The 15,014-nt window shown below is 60.2% G+C and carries 14 protein-coding genes; 5 read left to right on the top strand and 9 right to left on the bottom strand.

Features of this window, described 5'->3' with window-relative positions; translation table 11 throughout:
* The first annotated feature begins 55 nt into the window (after positions 1-55).
* The gene (locus V8J82_RS20805; protein ID WP_339978367.1) at positions 56-1,015 is read left to right on the top strand and encodes an acetyl-CoA carboxylase carboxyltransferase subunit alpha; all 960 of its coding nucleotides are present in this window, start codon (positions 56-58) and stop codon (positions 1,013-1,015) included.
* 47 nt (positions 1,016-1,062) lie between these two features.
* Here V8J82_RS20805 and V8J82_RS20800 read toward each other — a convergent pair whose 3' ends face one another.
* Genes V8J82_RS20800 through V8J82_RS20780 form a run of 5 tightly spaced genes read right to left on the bottom strand, consistent with a single transcriptional unit; the run spans position 1,063 to position 4,178 of the window.
* On the bottom strand, positions 1,063-1,284 hold the full coding sequence (locus V8J82_RS20800) for a hypothetical protein (protein ID WP_339978365.1): 222 nt from the start codon (positions 1,282-1,284) through the stop codon (positions 1,063-1,065).
* Complete coding sequence (locus tag V8J82_RS20795; RefSeq protein WP_339978363.1) at positions 1,281-1,880, bottom strand: pyridoxamine 5'-phosphate oxidase family protein; 600 nt, start codon at positions 1,878-1,880, stop codon at positions 1,281-1,283. The genes V8J82_RS20800 and V8J82_RS20795 overlap by 4 nt, the downstream gene beginning before the upstream one ends.
* Entirely contained in the window at positions 1,877-2,605 is a 729-nt protein-coding gene (locus V8J82_RS20790) for a lysophospholipid acyltransferase family protein (protein WP_339978361.1), read from the bottom strand. Before V8J82_RS20790 ends, V8J82_RS20795 begins: the two co-directional genes overlap by 4 nt.
* Positions 2,602-3,504 (bottom strand): cell division protein FtsX, encoded by a 903-nt coding sequence (locus V8J82_RS20785; RefSeq protein ID WP_339978359.1) that lies wholly within the window; start codon positions 3,502-3,504, stop codon positions 2,602-2,604. Before V8J82_RS20785 ends, V8J82_RS20790 begins: the two co-directional genes overlap by 4 nt.
* Positions 3,501-4,178 (bottom strand): cell division ATP-binding protein FtsE, encoded by a 678-nt coding sequence (locus V8J82_RS20780; RefSeq protein ID WP_339978357.1) that lies wholly within the window; start codon positions 4,176-4,178, stop codon positions 3,501-3,503. Before V8J82_RS20780 ends, V8J82_RS20785 begins: the two co-directional genes overlap by 4 nt.
* Before the next feature lie 250 nt (positions 4,179-4,428).
* Between V8J82_RS20780 and V8J82_RS20775 the strand changes: the two genes are divergently transcribed.
* Positions 4,429-5,298, top strand: coding sequence for a zinc-ribbon domain-containing protein (locus tag V8J82_RS20775; RefSeq protein WP_339978355.1), 870 nt, complete (start codon positions 4,429-4,431; stop codon positions 5,296-5,298).
* A gap of 6 nt (positions 5,299-5,304) precedes the next feature.
* Here V8J82_RS20775 and V8J82_RS20770 read toward each other — a convergent pair whose 3' ends face one another.
* The 3 genes from V8J82_RS20770 to V8J82_RS20760 all read right to left on the bottom strand — a co-directional run bounded on the left by V8J82_RS20770 (position 5,305) and on the right by V8J82_RS20760 (position 9,554).
* A complete protein-coding gene (locus V8J82_RS20770; protein WP_339978353.1) occupies positions 5,305-7,854 on the bottom strand; it encodes a DUF4175 domain-containing protein in 2,550 nt (849 codons plus the stop codon).
* 37 nt (positions 7,855-7,891) lie between these two features.
* Positions 7,892-9,157 (bottom strand): diaminopimelate decarboxylase, encoded by a 1,266-nt coding sequence (lysA, locus tag V8J82_RS20765; RefSeq protein ID WP_339978351.1) that lies wholly within the window; start codon positions 9,155-9,157, stop codon positions 7,892-7,894.
* A 67-nt stretch (positions 9,158-9,224) separates the two neighbouring features.
* Positions 9,225-9,554 carry a DUF2834 domain-containing protein gene (locus V8J82_RS20760; protein ID WP_339978349.1) on the bottom strand — a complete coding sequence of 110 codons (330 nt, stop codon included), beginning with the start codon at positions 9,552-9,554 and terminating at the stop codon, positions 9,225-9,227.
* Between the two features lie 186 nt (positions 9,555-9,740).
* Here V8J82_RS20760 and V8J82_RS20755 point away from each other — a divergent pair, with 186 nt between their 5' ends.
* The 3 genes from V8J82_RS20755 to V8J82_RS20745 all read left to right on the top strand — a co-directional run bounded on the left by V8J82_RS20755 (position 9,741) and on the right by V8J82_RS20745 (position 13,965).
* A complete protein-coding gene (locus tag V8J82_RS20755; RefSeq protein ID WP_339978347.1) occupies positions 9,741-11,390 on the top strand; it encodes an electron transfer flavoprotein-ubiquinone oxidoreductase in 1,650 nt (549 codons plus the stop codon).
* A 95-nt stretch (positions 11,391-11,485) separates the two neighbouring features.
* Complete coding sequence (locus tag V8J82_RS20750; protein WP_339978345.1) at positions 11,486-13,177, top strand: tetratricopeptide repeat protein; 1,692 nt, start codon at positions 11,486-11,488, stop codon at positions 13,175-13,177.
* A complete protein-coding gene (locus tag V8J82_RS20745; RefSeq protein WP_339978343.1) occupies positions 13,174-13,965 on the top strand; it encodes a 4-(cytidine 5'-diphospho)-2-C-methyl-D-erythritol kinase in 792 nt (263 codons plus the stop codon). The genes V8J82_RS20750 and V8J82_RS20745 overlap by 4 nt, the downstream gene beginning before the upstream one ends.
* A 29-nt stretch (positions 13,966-13,994) precedes the next feature.
* Here the strand turns inward: V8J82_RS20745 and V8J82_RS20740 are convergent, their stop codons facing one another.
* Positions 13,995-15,005, bottom strand: coding sequence for a polyprenyl synthetase family protein (locus V8J82_RS20740; RefSeq protein ID WP_339978341.1), 1,011 nt, complete (start codon positions 15,003-15,005; stop codon positions 13,995-13,997).
* Positions 15,006-15,014 lie beyond the last annotated feature (9 nt).

Raw genomic sequence — 15,014 nt, 5'->3', positions numbered from 1 at the left:
CATCCATCCTGCCGCGGCGTCATATACCTGTGAACATCGATAGCAGGATGAAGCCATGAATTATCTCGATTTTGAAAAGCCCTTGGCTGAAATCGAAGGCAAGGCTGAAGAATTGCGCGCCTTGGCGCAGCGCGACGAAGGGATGGATGTGGCGGATCAAGCCGCTGCACTGGACCAGAAAGCCGCCGATCTGCTGCGCGACCTCTACAAAGATCTGACGCCTTGGCGGAAATGCCAGGTCGCCCGTCATCCTGATCGTCCCCATTGCAAGGACTATATCGAGGCGCTGTTCGCCGAATACACACCGCTGGCGGGGGATCGGAACTTTGCCGATGATCATGCCATCATGGGAGGCTTGGCGCGATTTAACGATCAGCCGGTTGTCCTGATCGGCCATGAAAAGGGCCACGACACCAAAACCCGGATTGAGCGCAATTTTGGTATGGCGCGCCCGGAAGGGTACCGAAAGGCAGTCCGTTTGATGGATTTGGCCGACCGGTTCAATCTACCAGTGATCACATTGGTTGATACACCCGGTGCGTATCCCGGGAAAGGCGCGGAAGAACGTGGCCAATCCGAAGCCATTGCCCGCTCGACTGAAAAGTCACTGCAGATCGGAGTGCCCGTCATCTCGATCATCATCGGGGAAGGCGGCTCGGGCGGGGCGGTTGCGTTTGCCACCGGGGATCGCCTGGCGATGTTGGAGCACTCGATTTATTCGGTCATCAGCCCGGAAGGCTGCGCCTCGATCCTTTGGAAAGATGCCGAAAAGATGCGCGAAGCAGCCGAAGCTTTGCGCCTGACTGCGCAAGATCTGCATAAGCTGGGCGTCTGTGACATGGTGATCGCTGAACCCACGGGTGGAGCACAGCGCGACAAAAACGCCACGATTGCCGAGGTTGGGAAAGCCATCGCCTCAATGCTCGCCAGTTTCACGGATACCGATCGGGCGGCCCTTCTGAGCGGACGACGCAAAAAGTTTCTGGATATGGGCACAAAAGGCCTCGCCGCTTAGCCAGCGCAGCCAGCTGCGGCCCGAATATCAAAAGTACGATGGCAGTGTCAGGATGATTTTCGGGCGAAGACCACACCTGCGAAGATCATGACGAGCGATGCCACACCCGCACATCCGGTTAGCACCATGACGCCGACGGCGTCGGCGCAGCGCTCAGGTCCGGGGCAGCCGCTCGCCTGCCAATCGGAAAAGGCGGCGTAGAACACAAAGCCCGCAACTGTCCCTAGGCCCAAACCCAGCACAAACAAGGCATAGGCGAGTACCCTCACCACATGCGCCCCTTGGCGTATTCCGCATACCCGCTATCGTAGCTCTCGGCGTCAAAGCTGTTGTTCACTTCTTTGACGAAATCCCCGGCGCTCGGCAGCCCCTCTGAGGCATCCTGCGCCCAGAGCCCGGCACGCATAATCGCCTTGGCGCATTGGAAGTAGATTTCTTCGGTGCGTATGACGATGACCACTTTCGGGTTCCTGCCGCGTTGCTCGAATGTTCCGGTGACCTCTGGATCATCGGTTAGGATACCGGTCCCATTCACCCGCACCACATTGTTGGATCCGGGCACCATGAACATCAGGGACAGCCGCGGATCACGCACGATGTTGCGAAGGTTGTCGATCCGGTTATTGCCACGCCAATCGGGCAGCCAAAGCGTGCGATCGTCGACGATCCGAACCACCGGGCCGTCGTCACCGCGCGGGCTGGCATCAGTTCCTTCGGGACCAACCGTGCTAAGCACACAAAACGAAGAAGCACCGATCCACTTGCGATACAGGGGCGTCAGGCCCTGAGTGACCTTTGCCAACGAAATCGGCACTGGCGAGCCATAGATCGCCTCAAGCGCTGCGATATCATCGATGGTCTTCATGCCGATCTCCGTTCAAATCCGACTTCTGTCAGCAGTGCATTGCTTGCGGTCTCAATCTCTGTCTCAAGCTTAGCCATAAACTCTTGCTTGCCGAGGCCAGGCGCGATTGCGGGTAGAAACTCTACAACCGCCGTGCCGGGTTTGCGTAGAAGACCGTGCTTTGGCCAGAACACCCCAACATTGGTCGAAACGGGAATGCAGGGCTGACCCAGTTGTTCATACAACGCCCCGGTGCCGACCTTGTAGGGCGCGTCGACACCAGGGGCGATGCGTGTGCCCTGAGGATAGATGATCAACTGTCCCCCCTGCTGTTTGCCGCTGCGCACATCGTCGAGCATTTTGGTGATCGCCGCGCCGCGTTTGCCGCGGTTGACGGGAACGCATCCCATCCGCCACGCATATTGACCGATCAATGGGGTCCATAGGATCTCACGTTTCATGATGAATTTGCCGTGCGGGACGGCGTGGTAGATTGCCATGATATCCAAGAAGCTCTGATGCTTGGCGGCAATCACAACTTCCCCGTTCGGGGGCGTGCCGCGAACATCGATGCGCAGCCCCACCATCCATTTCATCGTCCAAAACACCCAAGCGCAATAGGCGTGGCAGGCTGCATAGGCCCCTGCGGGGCTGACCAATGCCCAAGGGAAGTAGACGATCGCCACAATGGGCATCGCCACATACATCTGCAAAATGAACAGGATCGACCGAATGTATTGGATCATTGCAAGCCCCTGAGCGTGCGGAATGCCGCGATACGTGTAGCGATGAATGCGGTAGCGGCGGCCAAAGGGGGGATTGTCAGTGGCCAGAGCCATCCGAGCCCCGAAAAGCTGAGCCCGGTCAGTACCGATGCCGTGTCGCGGGCCGAGGGCAAGAGTGCGACGCAAATTGCGCCCAAGACCATGCCGAATGCGGCGCCCGTCAAGGCGCGCAGTGTGAAGCGCCGGACAAACGCCCGCGCGATATAGGCGTCGCGCGCACCGACCAACCGCAGCGTTCGGATCACCTGCTCATTGGCGGACAACGCGGATTGTGCGGCGAGCGTCACCATGGCAGCCGTTGCGCCCAGGATCAGAACCAGCGCGAGCACCCCGAATAGCCGCAGCCGACTGGCGGCCTCAACCAACGGGCGGCGCCAGCGGTCGTGGTCATCCAATATGGCGCCGGGCGCTTCCGCGGCGAGACGCTGGCGCAATCCATCACCATCAAAGCCGCTGCCATCCTCCGTCAATTCGATCAGGCGGGGGATTGGCAGATCATCCAGCGGCAGATCAGGGCCGAACCACGGCTCCAACAGCGCGTGTTGATCGCTTTCGGACAAAGCATTGGCACTTATGATCCCAGGGGTTTGTTCCAGTACGGTCAAAACGGCGGCTGTCTGGGCATCCAACTCAGCCTCAGGCGCCGAGATCCGGATCGTGGCGCTGCCCGCCATCGCGTCCGACCAGCGGTCCGCCAACCGGCCTGCCGCCATCGCGATGGCCATGGCAAAGACCGCAAGGAAGGCCATCGCGGCGGCGGTTGCAAAAGTCAGGCGTGCGGATTGGCCGGATCGCGGAACAACGCGGTCGGCTTGGCTATCGCCCCGGATCAGCAGCCAAAGATCCTGCGCCCGGGTCATAGATCTGCCCCTGCGGCCTGGACTTGTCCGCCTTGAATACGCAACACGCGCGCTTGCACCTTCTGTTTGGCGGCACGGATCAGCGCCAGATCATGGGTCGCAATGACAATGGTTTTACCTAACCTGTTGAGTTCGATCAGCAGGTTGAGCAGGCGTTGCGACATATCCCAATCGACATTTCCGGTCGGCTCATCCGCCAGGATCAGGTCCGGGTCCATGATGATCGCCCGGGCCAATGCGGCGCGTTGGCGTTCACCGCCGGAAAGCTCTGGCGGAAGGGCGTGGGCGCGTGCCGACAGGCCCACCCAACTGACCAACTCGGTCAGATTGCTGTCCTGCGTCGGCCCGCCTTTCGCGGTCACCTGCAGGGGCAGTGCGATATTATCCGAAACCGGTAAGTGATTGAGGAACTGGCAATCTTGATGCACCACACCGATCCGTTGCCGCAGGTCTGCGATGCCGTCGCGGGTCAGTCCCGTTGCCGTTTGCCCGAACAGGCTGACCGTTCCGCCCGTGGGCAGCAACTCGGCATAACATAGCTTGAGAAAAGTGGTTTTGCCCGCTCCAGACGGACCCGTCAGAAAATGGAACGAGCCCGGGGCCAAGTGCAGCGAAAGCCCCGATAGAAGCGGGTCGGCCCCGTATCCATAGGCGGCATCCTGCATCTCGATCATGTCGCCACACCCCCTTGGCCCTCTGCGGTTCCGTCTTGCACCGTCGCAGGGGCACATGCAATCGCAGGTGAACCAAAGACAGAAGGTGAGGTGTTGTTGCATCGTGCAAAGGTTTGGAAAGAAACAGGATTGGAAACGGTGCTGTGGATTGTTAACCATGTGGAAAAAGAGAGAGACGCCTGGCGACCGGTGGGCTCAACGCCATGTTAACGCAGCGTGTCGTTAATGGCGGCAGGAAGGTTAGAATCCGATGCGCCTTACATGCCCAAAATGCAGCGCCCGATATGAGGTGGATCAAAGCATGATCCCGGCTACGGGGCGCGACGTGCAATGCTCCAATTGTGCGACGACCTGGTTTCAGCCTGGTATCCGGTCGCCCGAAGCCGCGATGCCTTCGCCACCGCCGATGGATACGGCGTCGCGCGATGATGACACGTCTGAAACCACGGCTCAGACCGGACCTGCCACAACACCCGATCCTGCACCTGAAACACCAGTCAACCCAGAGCCCGCGATAGCGGAGCCTCAGCGGCGCGAGATGGACCCCTCTGTCGCGGATATCTTGCGAGAGGAGGCAGAGCGTGAGGCCTTGTTGCGCCGCGGCGCGCCTGAGCCCGAGCCGGTCGAGACGCAGAGCGAAATGTCGTTGGACAATGCCAGACCGCCACGCGGCGGCGCTTCGATCCCGGATGTGCCCGCCGATGCCGAGACCTCTGATGCGCCAACACCACCACCAAGCGTGGCAGCGACCGTTGCGGCAGCCACGGCGGCGGCCGAGGCAGAGGCAGAAGCGGGTCGGTCCCGTAGTGAGCTTTTGCCCGATATCGAAGAGATCAATTCGACCCTTCGCGCCACTGGAGATCGTGCGCTTGGCGGTGAGGATGCGACGGATATCGATGCGCTCGACGCGGCCAGCAAGCGGCGCCGACACGTGCGGCGCGGGTTTTTCCTGGTGCTTTTGTTGGCCCTTGCAGCTTGGGGCGTCTACACGCAAGCGCCCGCTATCGCAGAGGCCGTACCGCAGGCCACGCCCTACTTGCTGCAATATGTCGAACAGGTGGACTCCGCGCGTATCTGGCTGGATGCGTTTGCCCGCCAAATCGTGACGGGCGAAAGCTAGACGATCCTAGAACTGATCCAGCAAGCGCCTCAAATAGTCTAGTTCTTGATCCGGGCGCCCCTGATCAGCCGCACGATCGCGCAGCAGATCCAACAATTCCCGTGCGCGTCGACGGGCATCTTCCGTTCCTTCAATACCTTCATCTGAGCCAAAAGCGCCGTTATTGCCCGCCTGGCGACCCAACGGATCTTGAAGCGGGCGGTTCTCCGCAAATTCGCCTTCTGCTTGGCCCTGACCGGGTTCCGCGCCCTGTTCTTGGGCAAGGGCATCTCCCAGTTGCGTCATGCCCTCGCGGATCGCTTCCATGGCTTCGGATTGCAAATCGAGCGCTTCGGCGATGTCACCTCGCTCCAGCGCCTCAGCGGCCTCATCCATCGCTTCACCCGCACCGTCCAATTGGCGCAATGCCTCGTCGCCAGGTTCGGTCCCGGTGCCGGGCAGTTGATTGGCTTGCTCTTGCAATTGGCGCAGCAAATCCTGTTGCCGTTCGGCCAAAGATCGATCACCAGCGCCCTCTTCATTGTCGCCGCCCTGGCCTTGGCCGGGGTTCTGTCCATCTTGACCAGGCTGGTTGCCTTGGGGCGCCTGACCCTGTTGTTCGCCCTGTTGACCGGGGCGATTGGGGTTAAACTGATCCTGCAATTCCTGGAAACTGTCGTCGGACAGCTCCTGCTGATCTCGCAGTGTATCCTGCAGCCCCTCCATGGCCTCTTGGCCCGGCGTACGTGGACCGTCGCCGCCTTCGCCACCTTGGGTGATCTCCATGTTCTCCAGCATCTCTTGCAGGGCTTGCAGCATCTCCATCGCTTCGGCGATCCGGCCTTCCTGCATCAGTTCTTCGATCTGGCGCAGCATCTCGTCCAGATCGGACATCGACAATTCCATCTGCTCGCCACTATCGGGCTGATCGGTGCCATCGCCAAATTCGGTATTGTCGGCCAGCTCCTGCATATATTCGTTCATCGCCTCGCGCATCTCTTGCATCAGCTGCGCGATTTCCTCGTCGCTGGCGCCCTGGCGCATGGCTTCGGCCAGCCGTTCCTGCGCGCGTTGCAAGCGCTCCAAAGCGCTGCCCAGATCGCCTTCTTCGAGTTCTAGGGCCGCATTCCACAGGATCTCCGATACCTGCTCCTGGGTGTCGAGCGAGACCAGATCGACCGCGCTTTCCAAGCGCTGGATGACCGAGCGCAACTGGCGCGTCACTTCACCGGGCAGGCCGCGTTCGGGCCGATGGGTCATTGCGCGTAAAAGTTGTGCGGAGCGTTCGGCATTTTCGCGATTCCAAAGGATATCGCGGCGCATTTCGATCAAGCCATTGGCAAGCGGGTCGAAAAACCGGCGTCCGGGCAGGCGATCCACATCATACGAAACGGTCGCAATCTGCCCAGCATCATCCGTGACTGTCAGGGTGAGCGTCACCGGCAGATTGGCGAAGGGATGCTGGCTTAAGTCTTCCAACAGCACCTCGGAAAACTCGGCCCGGTCGCCGCGAAATGGCATGGGCAGATCCAAGACAACGGGCTCGCGTGGTTCAGGATCGATCTGCAGGCCATATCGGCGGTCGGCGACATCGGCATTCAGGCGAAAGGTCGCCGTGCCGGAACGGACGCCGTAATCATCGGTTGCCGTGAAGCCAAACCGCATTGATCCAGGCGGCTCGCCTTCCACGGCGCCATCCAGTTCCACGTTTGGCGGTTGATCCGGGCGCACAGAGACTTGCCATTCACGTCCGCCCGGCCCGTCAATGGCCAAGAAGCCAGCGCGTTCCATGGTGACGATCTGCGCATAAGCGTCGGGATCAGACTCCGGGAGCGGGCCGATATCAGTGCGCAGCGTGATATCGCCCGGCGCGCCATAGGCACGCAGGGTGATCTCTGAACCAAGCGGGGCCTCGAATTCCTCGGCCAGGATGTCGTTGAGGTAGAGCGATGGTAGCCCGGTATAGAGCGGCGGCTCGACCCATCCCTCCCAGCTTGGCCCGGCGGAGGCTGTCGCACTACCGGGGCCGATGGAGACCTCGCCCACATCGCCGACGCGGCCAAACGCGCCGAACAGCAATGCCATCGCCAGCGCAGTGGCGCCGACATAGCGCAGCGCGTAGGGATCGCGAGATGACAGGCGCAGATCAGGCTCAGGCGCGCGGGCGCGCGCGGCGCGGTCGGCCATGCGCGCCACATGTGCGGCCCAGACGCTTTGACCAGCAGGATCTTGCGCACCGACAGCCGGTGTATCGAGCAAAGCGGTGATCGGACGACCCGGCATGGTGCGATCCAAGCGGTCCAGTGCCTCTTCACGGGTCGGGATTTTAAAGCGCCGCACACCCCAGAGCGTCAGGCCGAACGCTACTATTGTCAGGACGCCCAAAGCGATCCAAGCGGTGTTGGGCGGTACCAATCCGCCTAGACCGAACGCGAGTGCGGAAAAAACAATGAAAACCAATGTCCAAAGCGGCCAAAATGCGCGCGCGCCGCGCTCTGCCAGCATGCCTAAACGCGTGAGACGCAGAGGCCAGATCAAGCGCCGCAATGTGCCGTCTTTGGAGGTTTGATCGGTCATAATGCCTTTCCCCGGTCCGCATGCACCGGTCGCAGCGTCATAGCCACTCGGGGATAGTATCGCGGTTTATGATGTCGTCAAACGTCGGGCGCGCGCGGATGACAGCGAATTGATCGCCTTGAACCAGCACTTCCGGGATCAAGGGGCGCGAGTTATATTCGCTCGACATGACCGCTCCATAGGCCCCGGCAGAGCGGAAGGCGATCAGATCACCGGGCTCGACCGGGGTCAGGTGTCGCTGTTTGGCAAAGGTGTCACCGGATTCGCAAACCGGCCCGACAATGTCGAAGGGCTGTTGCTCGGCGCCCGGCGCGGCTTCGATCACCGGAACGATATCGTGGTGGGCGCCATACATCGCCGGGCGGATCAGATCATTCATCGCGGCGTCCAGGATCAGAAAACAGCGCCCTTCGCCTTCTTTTACGTAGATTGTCGACGCAACCAATAGCCCCGCATTGCCCGAGATCAGGCGACCCGGCTCAATCTCAATCTCACAACCCAGATCACCAACGGTGCGCTTGACCACCTCGCCATATTCCAGCGGCAGGGGCGGCGCGGAATTTGAGTGCTCATAGGGGATGCCGAGCCCACCACCGAGGTCGAGGCGGGTGATCTCGTGCCCATCGGCACGCAATTGATGGGTCAGCTCCGCGACTTTGTTATAAGCCGTTTCAAAGGGGGCTAGGTCGGTGAGCTGGCTGCCGATATGCACATCAATGCCGATGATTTTCAGACCCGGCAGCGCGGCGGCATGGGCGTAGACCTCGCGGGCACGGGCGATCGGAATGCCGAACTTGTCTTCCTTGCGGCCTGTCGCGATTTTCTCATGTGTTTTGGCATCGACATCTGGGTTTACGCGGACGGTGATCGGGGCCGTGACACCCATATTGTCGGCCACTTGGCTGAGCACTTGCATCTCGGGCTCGGATTCGACGTTGAACTGCCGGATGCCGCCCTCCAGCGCCAAGCGCATTTCGTCGGCGGTTTTGCCGACGCCCGAAAACACGATACGCTGGCCGGGGACGCCTGCGGCCTTGGCGCGTAGATATTCGCCACCTGATACCACATCCATGCCAGCCCCAAGGCTGGCCATATGCTGGATAACAGCTTGATTCGAATTGCTTTTCATCGCGTAGCAAATCAAATGGTCCAAACCTGACAAGGCTTCGGCAAACAATTGGTAGTGCCGAGTTAAGGTGGCGGTCGAATAGACATAGAACGGCGTGCGGACCGCCGCGGCGATCTCGGCAATCGGGACCTTTTCGGCATGCAAGGCACCGTTTTGGTACAGAAAATGATCCATGACGCTTCCTTTCGACCCGGCGCAGGTAGCACCTTGTATGTGTCTGGCAAAGGGGGGCTGGCTGGATTCACCTCAGGTGTATGTCGCGGGCCTGTCTGGAAGCCGCCAGAAATAGCGCCAGGGGCAGCCCGGCACTGACCCCGATGGCGAAGGTGGCGGGAATGACCAGCAGCCACCAAAAATCGCGTCGAGTGATTACCTCCACGGCGACCCAAACCATCAAGGCAATAGCGGCGATGGTCAGATCCCATGTCAGGGCCGTTGTCGCCTCGTTCACATACCAGGCATCGATCATGGGCGCGAGTTCCCATCCGTGCTCCTCGAACCAGGCGTAAAAATGTCGCCAAGGATAGTAGATCCCAGCGAGGAATATGACGGCATAGACGACGCGCAACATGGCATTCTCTCCTTTAGCAGCGACATAGTGGCCCTTGTCTGTATGGCCAGACGCGTCAAATCGTCAGACCAGAGGCCTCTGCCACTGCGTCATAATTGACCCGAAGGGCAACGCCGCGCTAGGCCAATCCGAACGCCATTTCCGGGCCAACAGGGTGGCCCGATGACAGCTTGAGGAACGACAGAGATGTCCGAGATCGAACGCGAAAGCATGGAATATGACGTGGTGATCGTTGGTGCGGGCCCGGCTGGCCTGTCCGCAGCGATCCGGCTGAAGCAGTTGGATGCCGATCTAAACGTCGTCGTGCTGGAAAAAGGGTCCGAGGTCGGCGCCCATATCCTATCGGGCGCGGTTCTGGATCCGGTGGGTTTGGATGCGCTGATCCCCGATTGGAAGGAAAAGGGTGCTCCCCTGCATGTCCCGGTCAAAGACGACAATTTCTACATGCTGGGCGAGGCGGGTCAGATCCGGATCCCCAATTTCCCGATGCCGCCGCTGATGAACAACCACGGCAATTACATCGTTTCCATGGGAAATGTGTGCCGATGGATGGCCGAGCAGGCCGAGGAGCTTGGTGTCGAAATCTTCCCCGGCATGGCCTGCTCCGAACTTGTCTATGGCGATGACGGTGAGGTGAAGGGCGTGGTCGCCGGTGTCTTCGGGCTGGAAGCAGACGGTTCAATCGGCGAAAATACCGAGCCCGGTATGGAATTGTTGGGCAAATACGTGTTCCTCAGCGAGGGTGTGCGCGGGTCGCTGTCGAAGGAAGTGATCGCAAAATACAATCTGGATGCCGATAGCGAACCGCAAAAATACGGGCTCGGCATGAAAGAGATCTGGGAGATCGACCCGGAGAAGCACAAAGAAGGGTCTGTTACGCACACGATGGGGTGGCCGTTGGGCGGCAATGCCGGCGGTGGATCGTTCATCTATCACCTCGATAACAACCAGGTCTATGTCGGCTTTGTCGTTCATCTGAACTACAAAAATCCGCACCTATTCCCCTACATGGAATTCCAACGCTTCAAGCATCACCCGATGGTGGCTGGGCTATTGAAGGGTGGTAAACGCGTCGCCTACGGCGCGCGTGCGATCACCGAAGGCGGGTATCAGTCGATGCCGAAGATGGTGGCGCCTGGCGTTGCTTTGCTGGGTTGTTCGGTGGGCATGGTCAATGTTCCCCGGATCAAGGGCAACCATAATGCAATGCTGTCGGGCAAAGCTGCCGCCGAGGCCGCCTATGCCGCGATCCAGGATGGCCGAGCCAGTGATGAGCTTGCCGCCTATGAGACTGAGGTGCGCACAGGTGCCATCGGCCAAGACCTGAAAAAGGTGCGCAACGTGAAGCCGATGTGGTCGAAGCGTGGCTTGATGGCATCTTTGACGCTGGGTGGGTTGGATATGTGGACCAATACGCTGGGCTTTTCCCTGTTTGGGACGCTCGGCCATGGCAAATCCGATGCCGACGCGACCGAGGCCGCGTCGAAGCACAAGCCGATCGACTATCCAAAACCTGATGGCAAGCTCAGCTTTGATCGCCTGACGAATGTGGCGTTTTCTTTCACCAACCACGAAGAAAGCCAGCCCGCACATCTGACGCTGAAAGATGCCTCGGTTCCCGTCGCCAAGAACCTGCCGACCTATGCCGGGCCGTCGCAGCGTTATTGCCCGGCTGGTGTCTATGAGTTCGTGCAGGAAGAGGGCGCTGAACCACGTTTTGTGATCAACTTCCAGAACTGCGTGCATTGCAAGACCTGCGATATCAAAGACCCCGCGCAGAATATCGTCTGGACAGTGCCACAAGGTGGGGATGGGCCCAACTACCCCAATATGTAAGTCATCCGGCCCCGCGAAACTGTGACGGGGCCGCGATTGCCCTTCGGGGGGCTGAGCCCTAGTGTCTGGCCGAACGACGCCCAAAGGAGAGCCGCATGGCCCGCACCCGTTCCATTTTTGCATTCGCGTTGATTGCCGGTCTGGCCGGCCCGGGGGACGCCTTGGCTGATGGCCTGTCAGGATCTTACCTCGCAGCACGGTCCGCGGCGCTTTCCGGAGATCATCGGGAGGCGGCCGCGTATTTTGATCGCGCGTTGGAATATGATCCCGGAAATCCGGTTTTGATCAGCAGCGCGATTTTTGCCCATGCCGCATTGGGCGAATGGGATCTGGCGCAAGAGATTGCAAATGATCTGCCGGACACGGCGCCCGGGCGTGAACTGGTTACTTTGGTCGAATTCGTAACCCGGATCGCTGCAGGTGACCTTGACGCCGCGTTGGCACAAATCGACGCGGGGGACGGGCCCGGGCCCTTGGTCGATGCGGCGGCGCGCGCTTGGTTGACTTTTGGTCAGGGCGACATGACCGGCGCCGAGCGCTTGTTCAACGAGATGGGGCAAGAGCCGGGTCTGGACGAACTGGCAGCGTTGCATTTGGCGCTGGCCCGCGCGGCGGTGGGTGATTTTGAAGGCGCCGATGAGATCCTGTCGGGTGCGACGGGTATCGACATCACCAACACCGAACGCGTGGTTCGGGCACGCGCGGAAGTGCTGGTGCAGCTGGACCGCAGGGGTGAAGCACTGGACCTGCTGGATGGCTATACCCAGGCAGTGCCGGATCCCGGTTTGCTTGCGCTGCAAGCAGAAATTGGCGCGGGCGGAGAAGAGCCGTATGATTTCGTCACCACCCCGCAAGAAGGCGTGGCAGAGGTCTTCTTTACCGTCGCGCAATTGCTTGCCGGAGACCGTGATACGACCTTGCCCTTGCTGATGGCGCAGGCGGCCCGTGGCGTCGATCCCGGCCATAGTGACGCGGTCCTGCTGGTAGCGGAATTCCTGGCGGAAACAGAGCAATACGAATTGGCCGCCGAGACGCTGGCAACATTGCCGGAAGACAATCCGAATTTCATCGAAGCACAGATGGCCCGTGCCGAAGCTTTAGAGCGCATGGGCAATGTCGACGGGGCAATCGAGGTGCTGGCCGAATTGGTGGCGGAACGAGGTGATCTGGCATCGCTGCAAGCCGCCTATGCCGATGTGCTTCGCCGCAATGAACAATTTGAAGAGGCGATCGACGCCTACAGCGCGGTTCTGGATTTGGTCGATGCCACCCTGCCGCGCTATTGGTTCATCTATTATGCGCGCGCGATCAGCTACCATCAAACCGACAATTGGCCCCCGGCAGAGGCGGATTTCCGGACTGCACTGGAGTTGAACCCGGAGCAGCCTAATGTATTGAATTACTTGGGATATTCCCTGGTTGAACAACGACGAAACTTTGATGAGGCATTGGATATGATCCAACGCGCTGCCGCCGCGCAGCCCGAAAGCGGCTTCATTATCGATAGTTTGGGCTGGGTGTATTACCGTCTGGGGCGCTTTAACGAGGCCGTCGCGCCAATGGAGCGGGCAGTGGAGCTAGAGCCCAACGATCCGATCCTGAACGACCATTTGGGCGATGTGTATTGGATGGTGGGCCGCTACCGCGAGGCGGAGTTCCAGTGGCATCGCGCCTTGAGCTTTGGCCCTGAACCGGAAGACGCAGAGCGGATCCGCAGCAAGCTGGATATTGGCCTCTATCAGGTGCTTGAGGCCGAGGGTGGCGTCGGAGCGCTTGAGGAAGAGTGACCGAACGACACTTTGCTCCGGCTAAGGTCAACCTAGCGCTACACGTGACAGGTTGCCGAGATGATGGCTATCATCTACTTGATTCAATTGTCGTTTTTGCTGGAATGGGTGATTGGTTGAGCGTGGCGCCAGCGCCCCAGATGGCCCTCCGCGTTACTGGTCCGCGCGCGTCGGGCGTGCCCGAAGATGAACGCAACTTGGCGTGGCAGGCGGCGGAATGGGCCGGGCGCCAAGCGAAAATTGTTTTGGAGAAACACTTGCCCCACGCGGGTGGTATTGGCGGTGGTTCGTCCGATGCGGCGGCGGTTTTGCGTGCCTTGGGGACAAATGGGGTAGGGGCCGAGGCCATTGGCGCCGATGTACCGGTCTGCCTGCGAGGACGCCCATGCCGTATGTCGGGGATTGGCGATGTCTTGGCGGATGTGCCGCCCATACCATCCCTATGGATTGCGCTCGTAAATCCCGGCGTCGAAGTCCCTACCGGCGCCGTCTTTGCCGCGCTTGATAGGGTCGATGGTTCGCCACTCCCTGAACCGGATTGGGGCATGGATTTCATCGGCTGGCTGTCGCAGACCCGGAATGATTTGGAACTTCCGGCGCAGAAGCTGCAACCGGTGATCGGTGACGTTCTTGAGCGCTTGCGTGGCACGCGCGGGTGTCTTTTCGCGCATATGAGTGGATCGGGCGCCACGTGTTTTGGGCTTTTTGGCGACGAACCCAGCGCTCGCGCGGCAGTGGCGGCGATGCCGTCAAGGTGGTGGGCAGAAGCGACTGAAATCCTGCCCTAAACGAACGGTTTCGATGCTTTGATGCGCAGTCAGTTTAACCGCGCAACCACGTAATCTGCCAGGTCCAGCATCAGGTGCTTGATCTCGTGGTCAGGCAGCGGTGCAAGGGCCGCTTTCGCCTGGGCGACATAGCTGTTGGCTGCATCGCGCGTCGCGGCAAGCGTACCATGATCTCTCAGCAAGCCCAGAGCGTGGTCGAGATCGCCATCGCGTTGGTCGCCTTTGCCGATGGTCCGCACCCAGAAGGCACGTTGCTCCGCGTCTGCGGCGGCGATGGCGCGGATCACGGGCAGGGTGAGTTTACGTTCGCGGAAATCATCGCCGATATTCTTGCCGATCGCTTTGGCATCACCGGTGGCGCCACCCCAATCCAGCAAATCGTCGGCCATTTGAAAGGCGACGCCGAGCCCATCGCCGTAGGTGGCGAGGGCGCGCACGATATCGTCGGGTTGATCGGCGATCACACCACCCACTTCGCAGGCGGACTCGAACAAGGCGGCGGTCTTACCTCGGATGACCTGAAGATAGATGCCTTCGGTGGTCTCGATATTACTCGCTGCGGTTAGCTGTAGAACCTCGCCTTCGGCAATCGTCGCGGCGGCATTCGATAAAATATCAAGCACCCGCAGGCTGCCCGTTTCAACCATCAACTGGAACGCGCGAGCAAAAAGGTAGTCGCCCACCAAAACGCTGGATTTGTTATCCCACAATAGATTTGCTGTCGGGCGCCCGCGCCGCTGACCACTTTCGTCGACGACATCGTCATGCAGCAAGGTCGCGGTGTGGATGAATTCCACGGTTGCGGCGAGCTTCACATGGTTGTCGCCGGAATAGCCGCAAAGGCGCGCTGCGGCGAGCGTCAGCATCGGCCGGATCCGCTTGCCGCCAGCTTCGACCAGATGGGCTGTGACTTCGGGAATTCGGGGAGCGTGCTCTGATGCCATACGGGCCTGGATCAGACCGTTCACGCCGTCCAGATCGGCGGCCAGTACCGTGCGCAGCCGGTCGTGGGGCTTGGTTGCGGGTGTATCGAGGCTCATCTTAGCGTT

Source organism: Gymnodinialimonas mytili (genome assembly GCF_037544085.1).
Taxonomy (GTDB): Bacteria; Pseudomonadota; Alphaproteobacteria; order Rhodobacterales; family Rhodobacteraceae; genus Gymnodinialimonas; species Gymnodinialimonas mytili.
This window is presented reverse-complemented; position numbering and strand designations above follow the sequence as displayed.

Coding starts and splice junctions, on each gene's coding strand:
- V8J82_RS20785 (WP_339978359.1), bottom strand. CDS start 3,504: ATGACCCGGGCGCAGGATCTTTGGCTGCTGATCCGGGGCGATAGCCAA.
- V8J82_RS20775 (WP_339978355.1), top strand. CDS start 4,429: ATGCGCCTTACATGCCCAAAATGCAGCGCCCGATATGAGGTGGATCAA.
- V8J82_RS20805 (WP_339978367.1), top strand. CDS start 56: ATGAATTATCTCGATTTTGAAAAGCCCTTGGCTGAAATCGAAGGCAAG.
- lysA (WP_339978351.1), bottom strand. CDS start 9,157: ATGGATCATTTTCTGTACCAAAACGGTGCCTTGCATGCCGAAAAGGTC.
- V8J82_RS20740 (WP_339978341.1), bottom strand. CDS start 15,005: ATGAGCCTCGATACACCCGCAACCAAGCCCCACGACCGGCTGCGCACG.
- V8J82_RS20760 (WP_339978349.1), bottom strand. CDS start 9,554: ATGTTGCGCGTCGTCTATGCCGTCATATTCCTCGCTGGGATCTACTAT.
- V8J82_RS20770 (WP_339978353.1), bottom strand. CDS start 7,854: ATGACCGATCAAACCTCCAAAGACGGCACATTGCGGCGCTTGATCTGG.
- V8J82_RS20750 (WP_339978345.1), top strand. CDS start 11,486: ATGGCCCGCACCCGTTCCATTTTTGCATTCGCGTTGATTGCCGGTCTG.
- V8J82_RS20790 (WP_339978361.1), bottom strand. CDS start 2,605: ATGATCCAATACATTCGGTCGATCCTGTTCATTTTGCAGATGTATGTG.
- V8J82_RS20795 (WP_339978363.1), bottom strand. CDS start 1,880: ATGAAGACCATCGATGATATCGCAGCGCTTGAGGCGATCTATGGCTCG.
- V8J82_RS20780 (WP_339978357.1), bottom strand. CDS start 4,178: ATGATCGAGATGCAGGATGCCGCCTATGGATACGGGGCCGACCCGCTT.
- V8J82_RS20755 (WP_339978347.1), top strand. CDS start 9,741: ATGTCCGAGATCGAACGCGAAAGCATGGAATATGACGTGGTGATCGTT.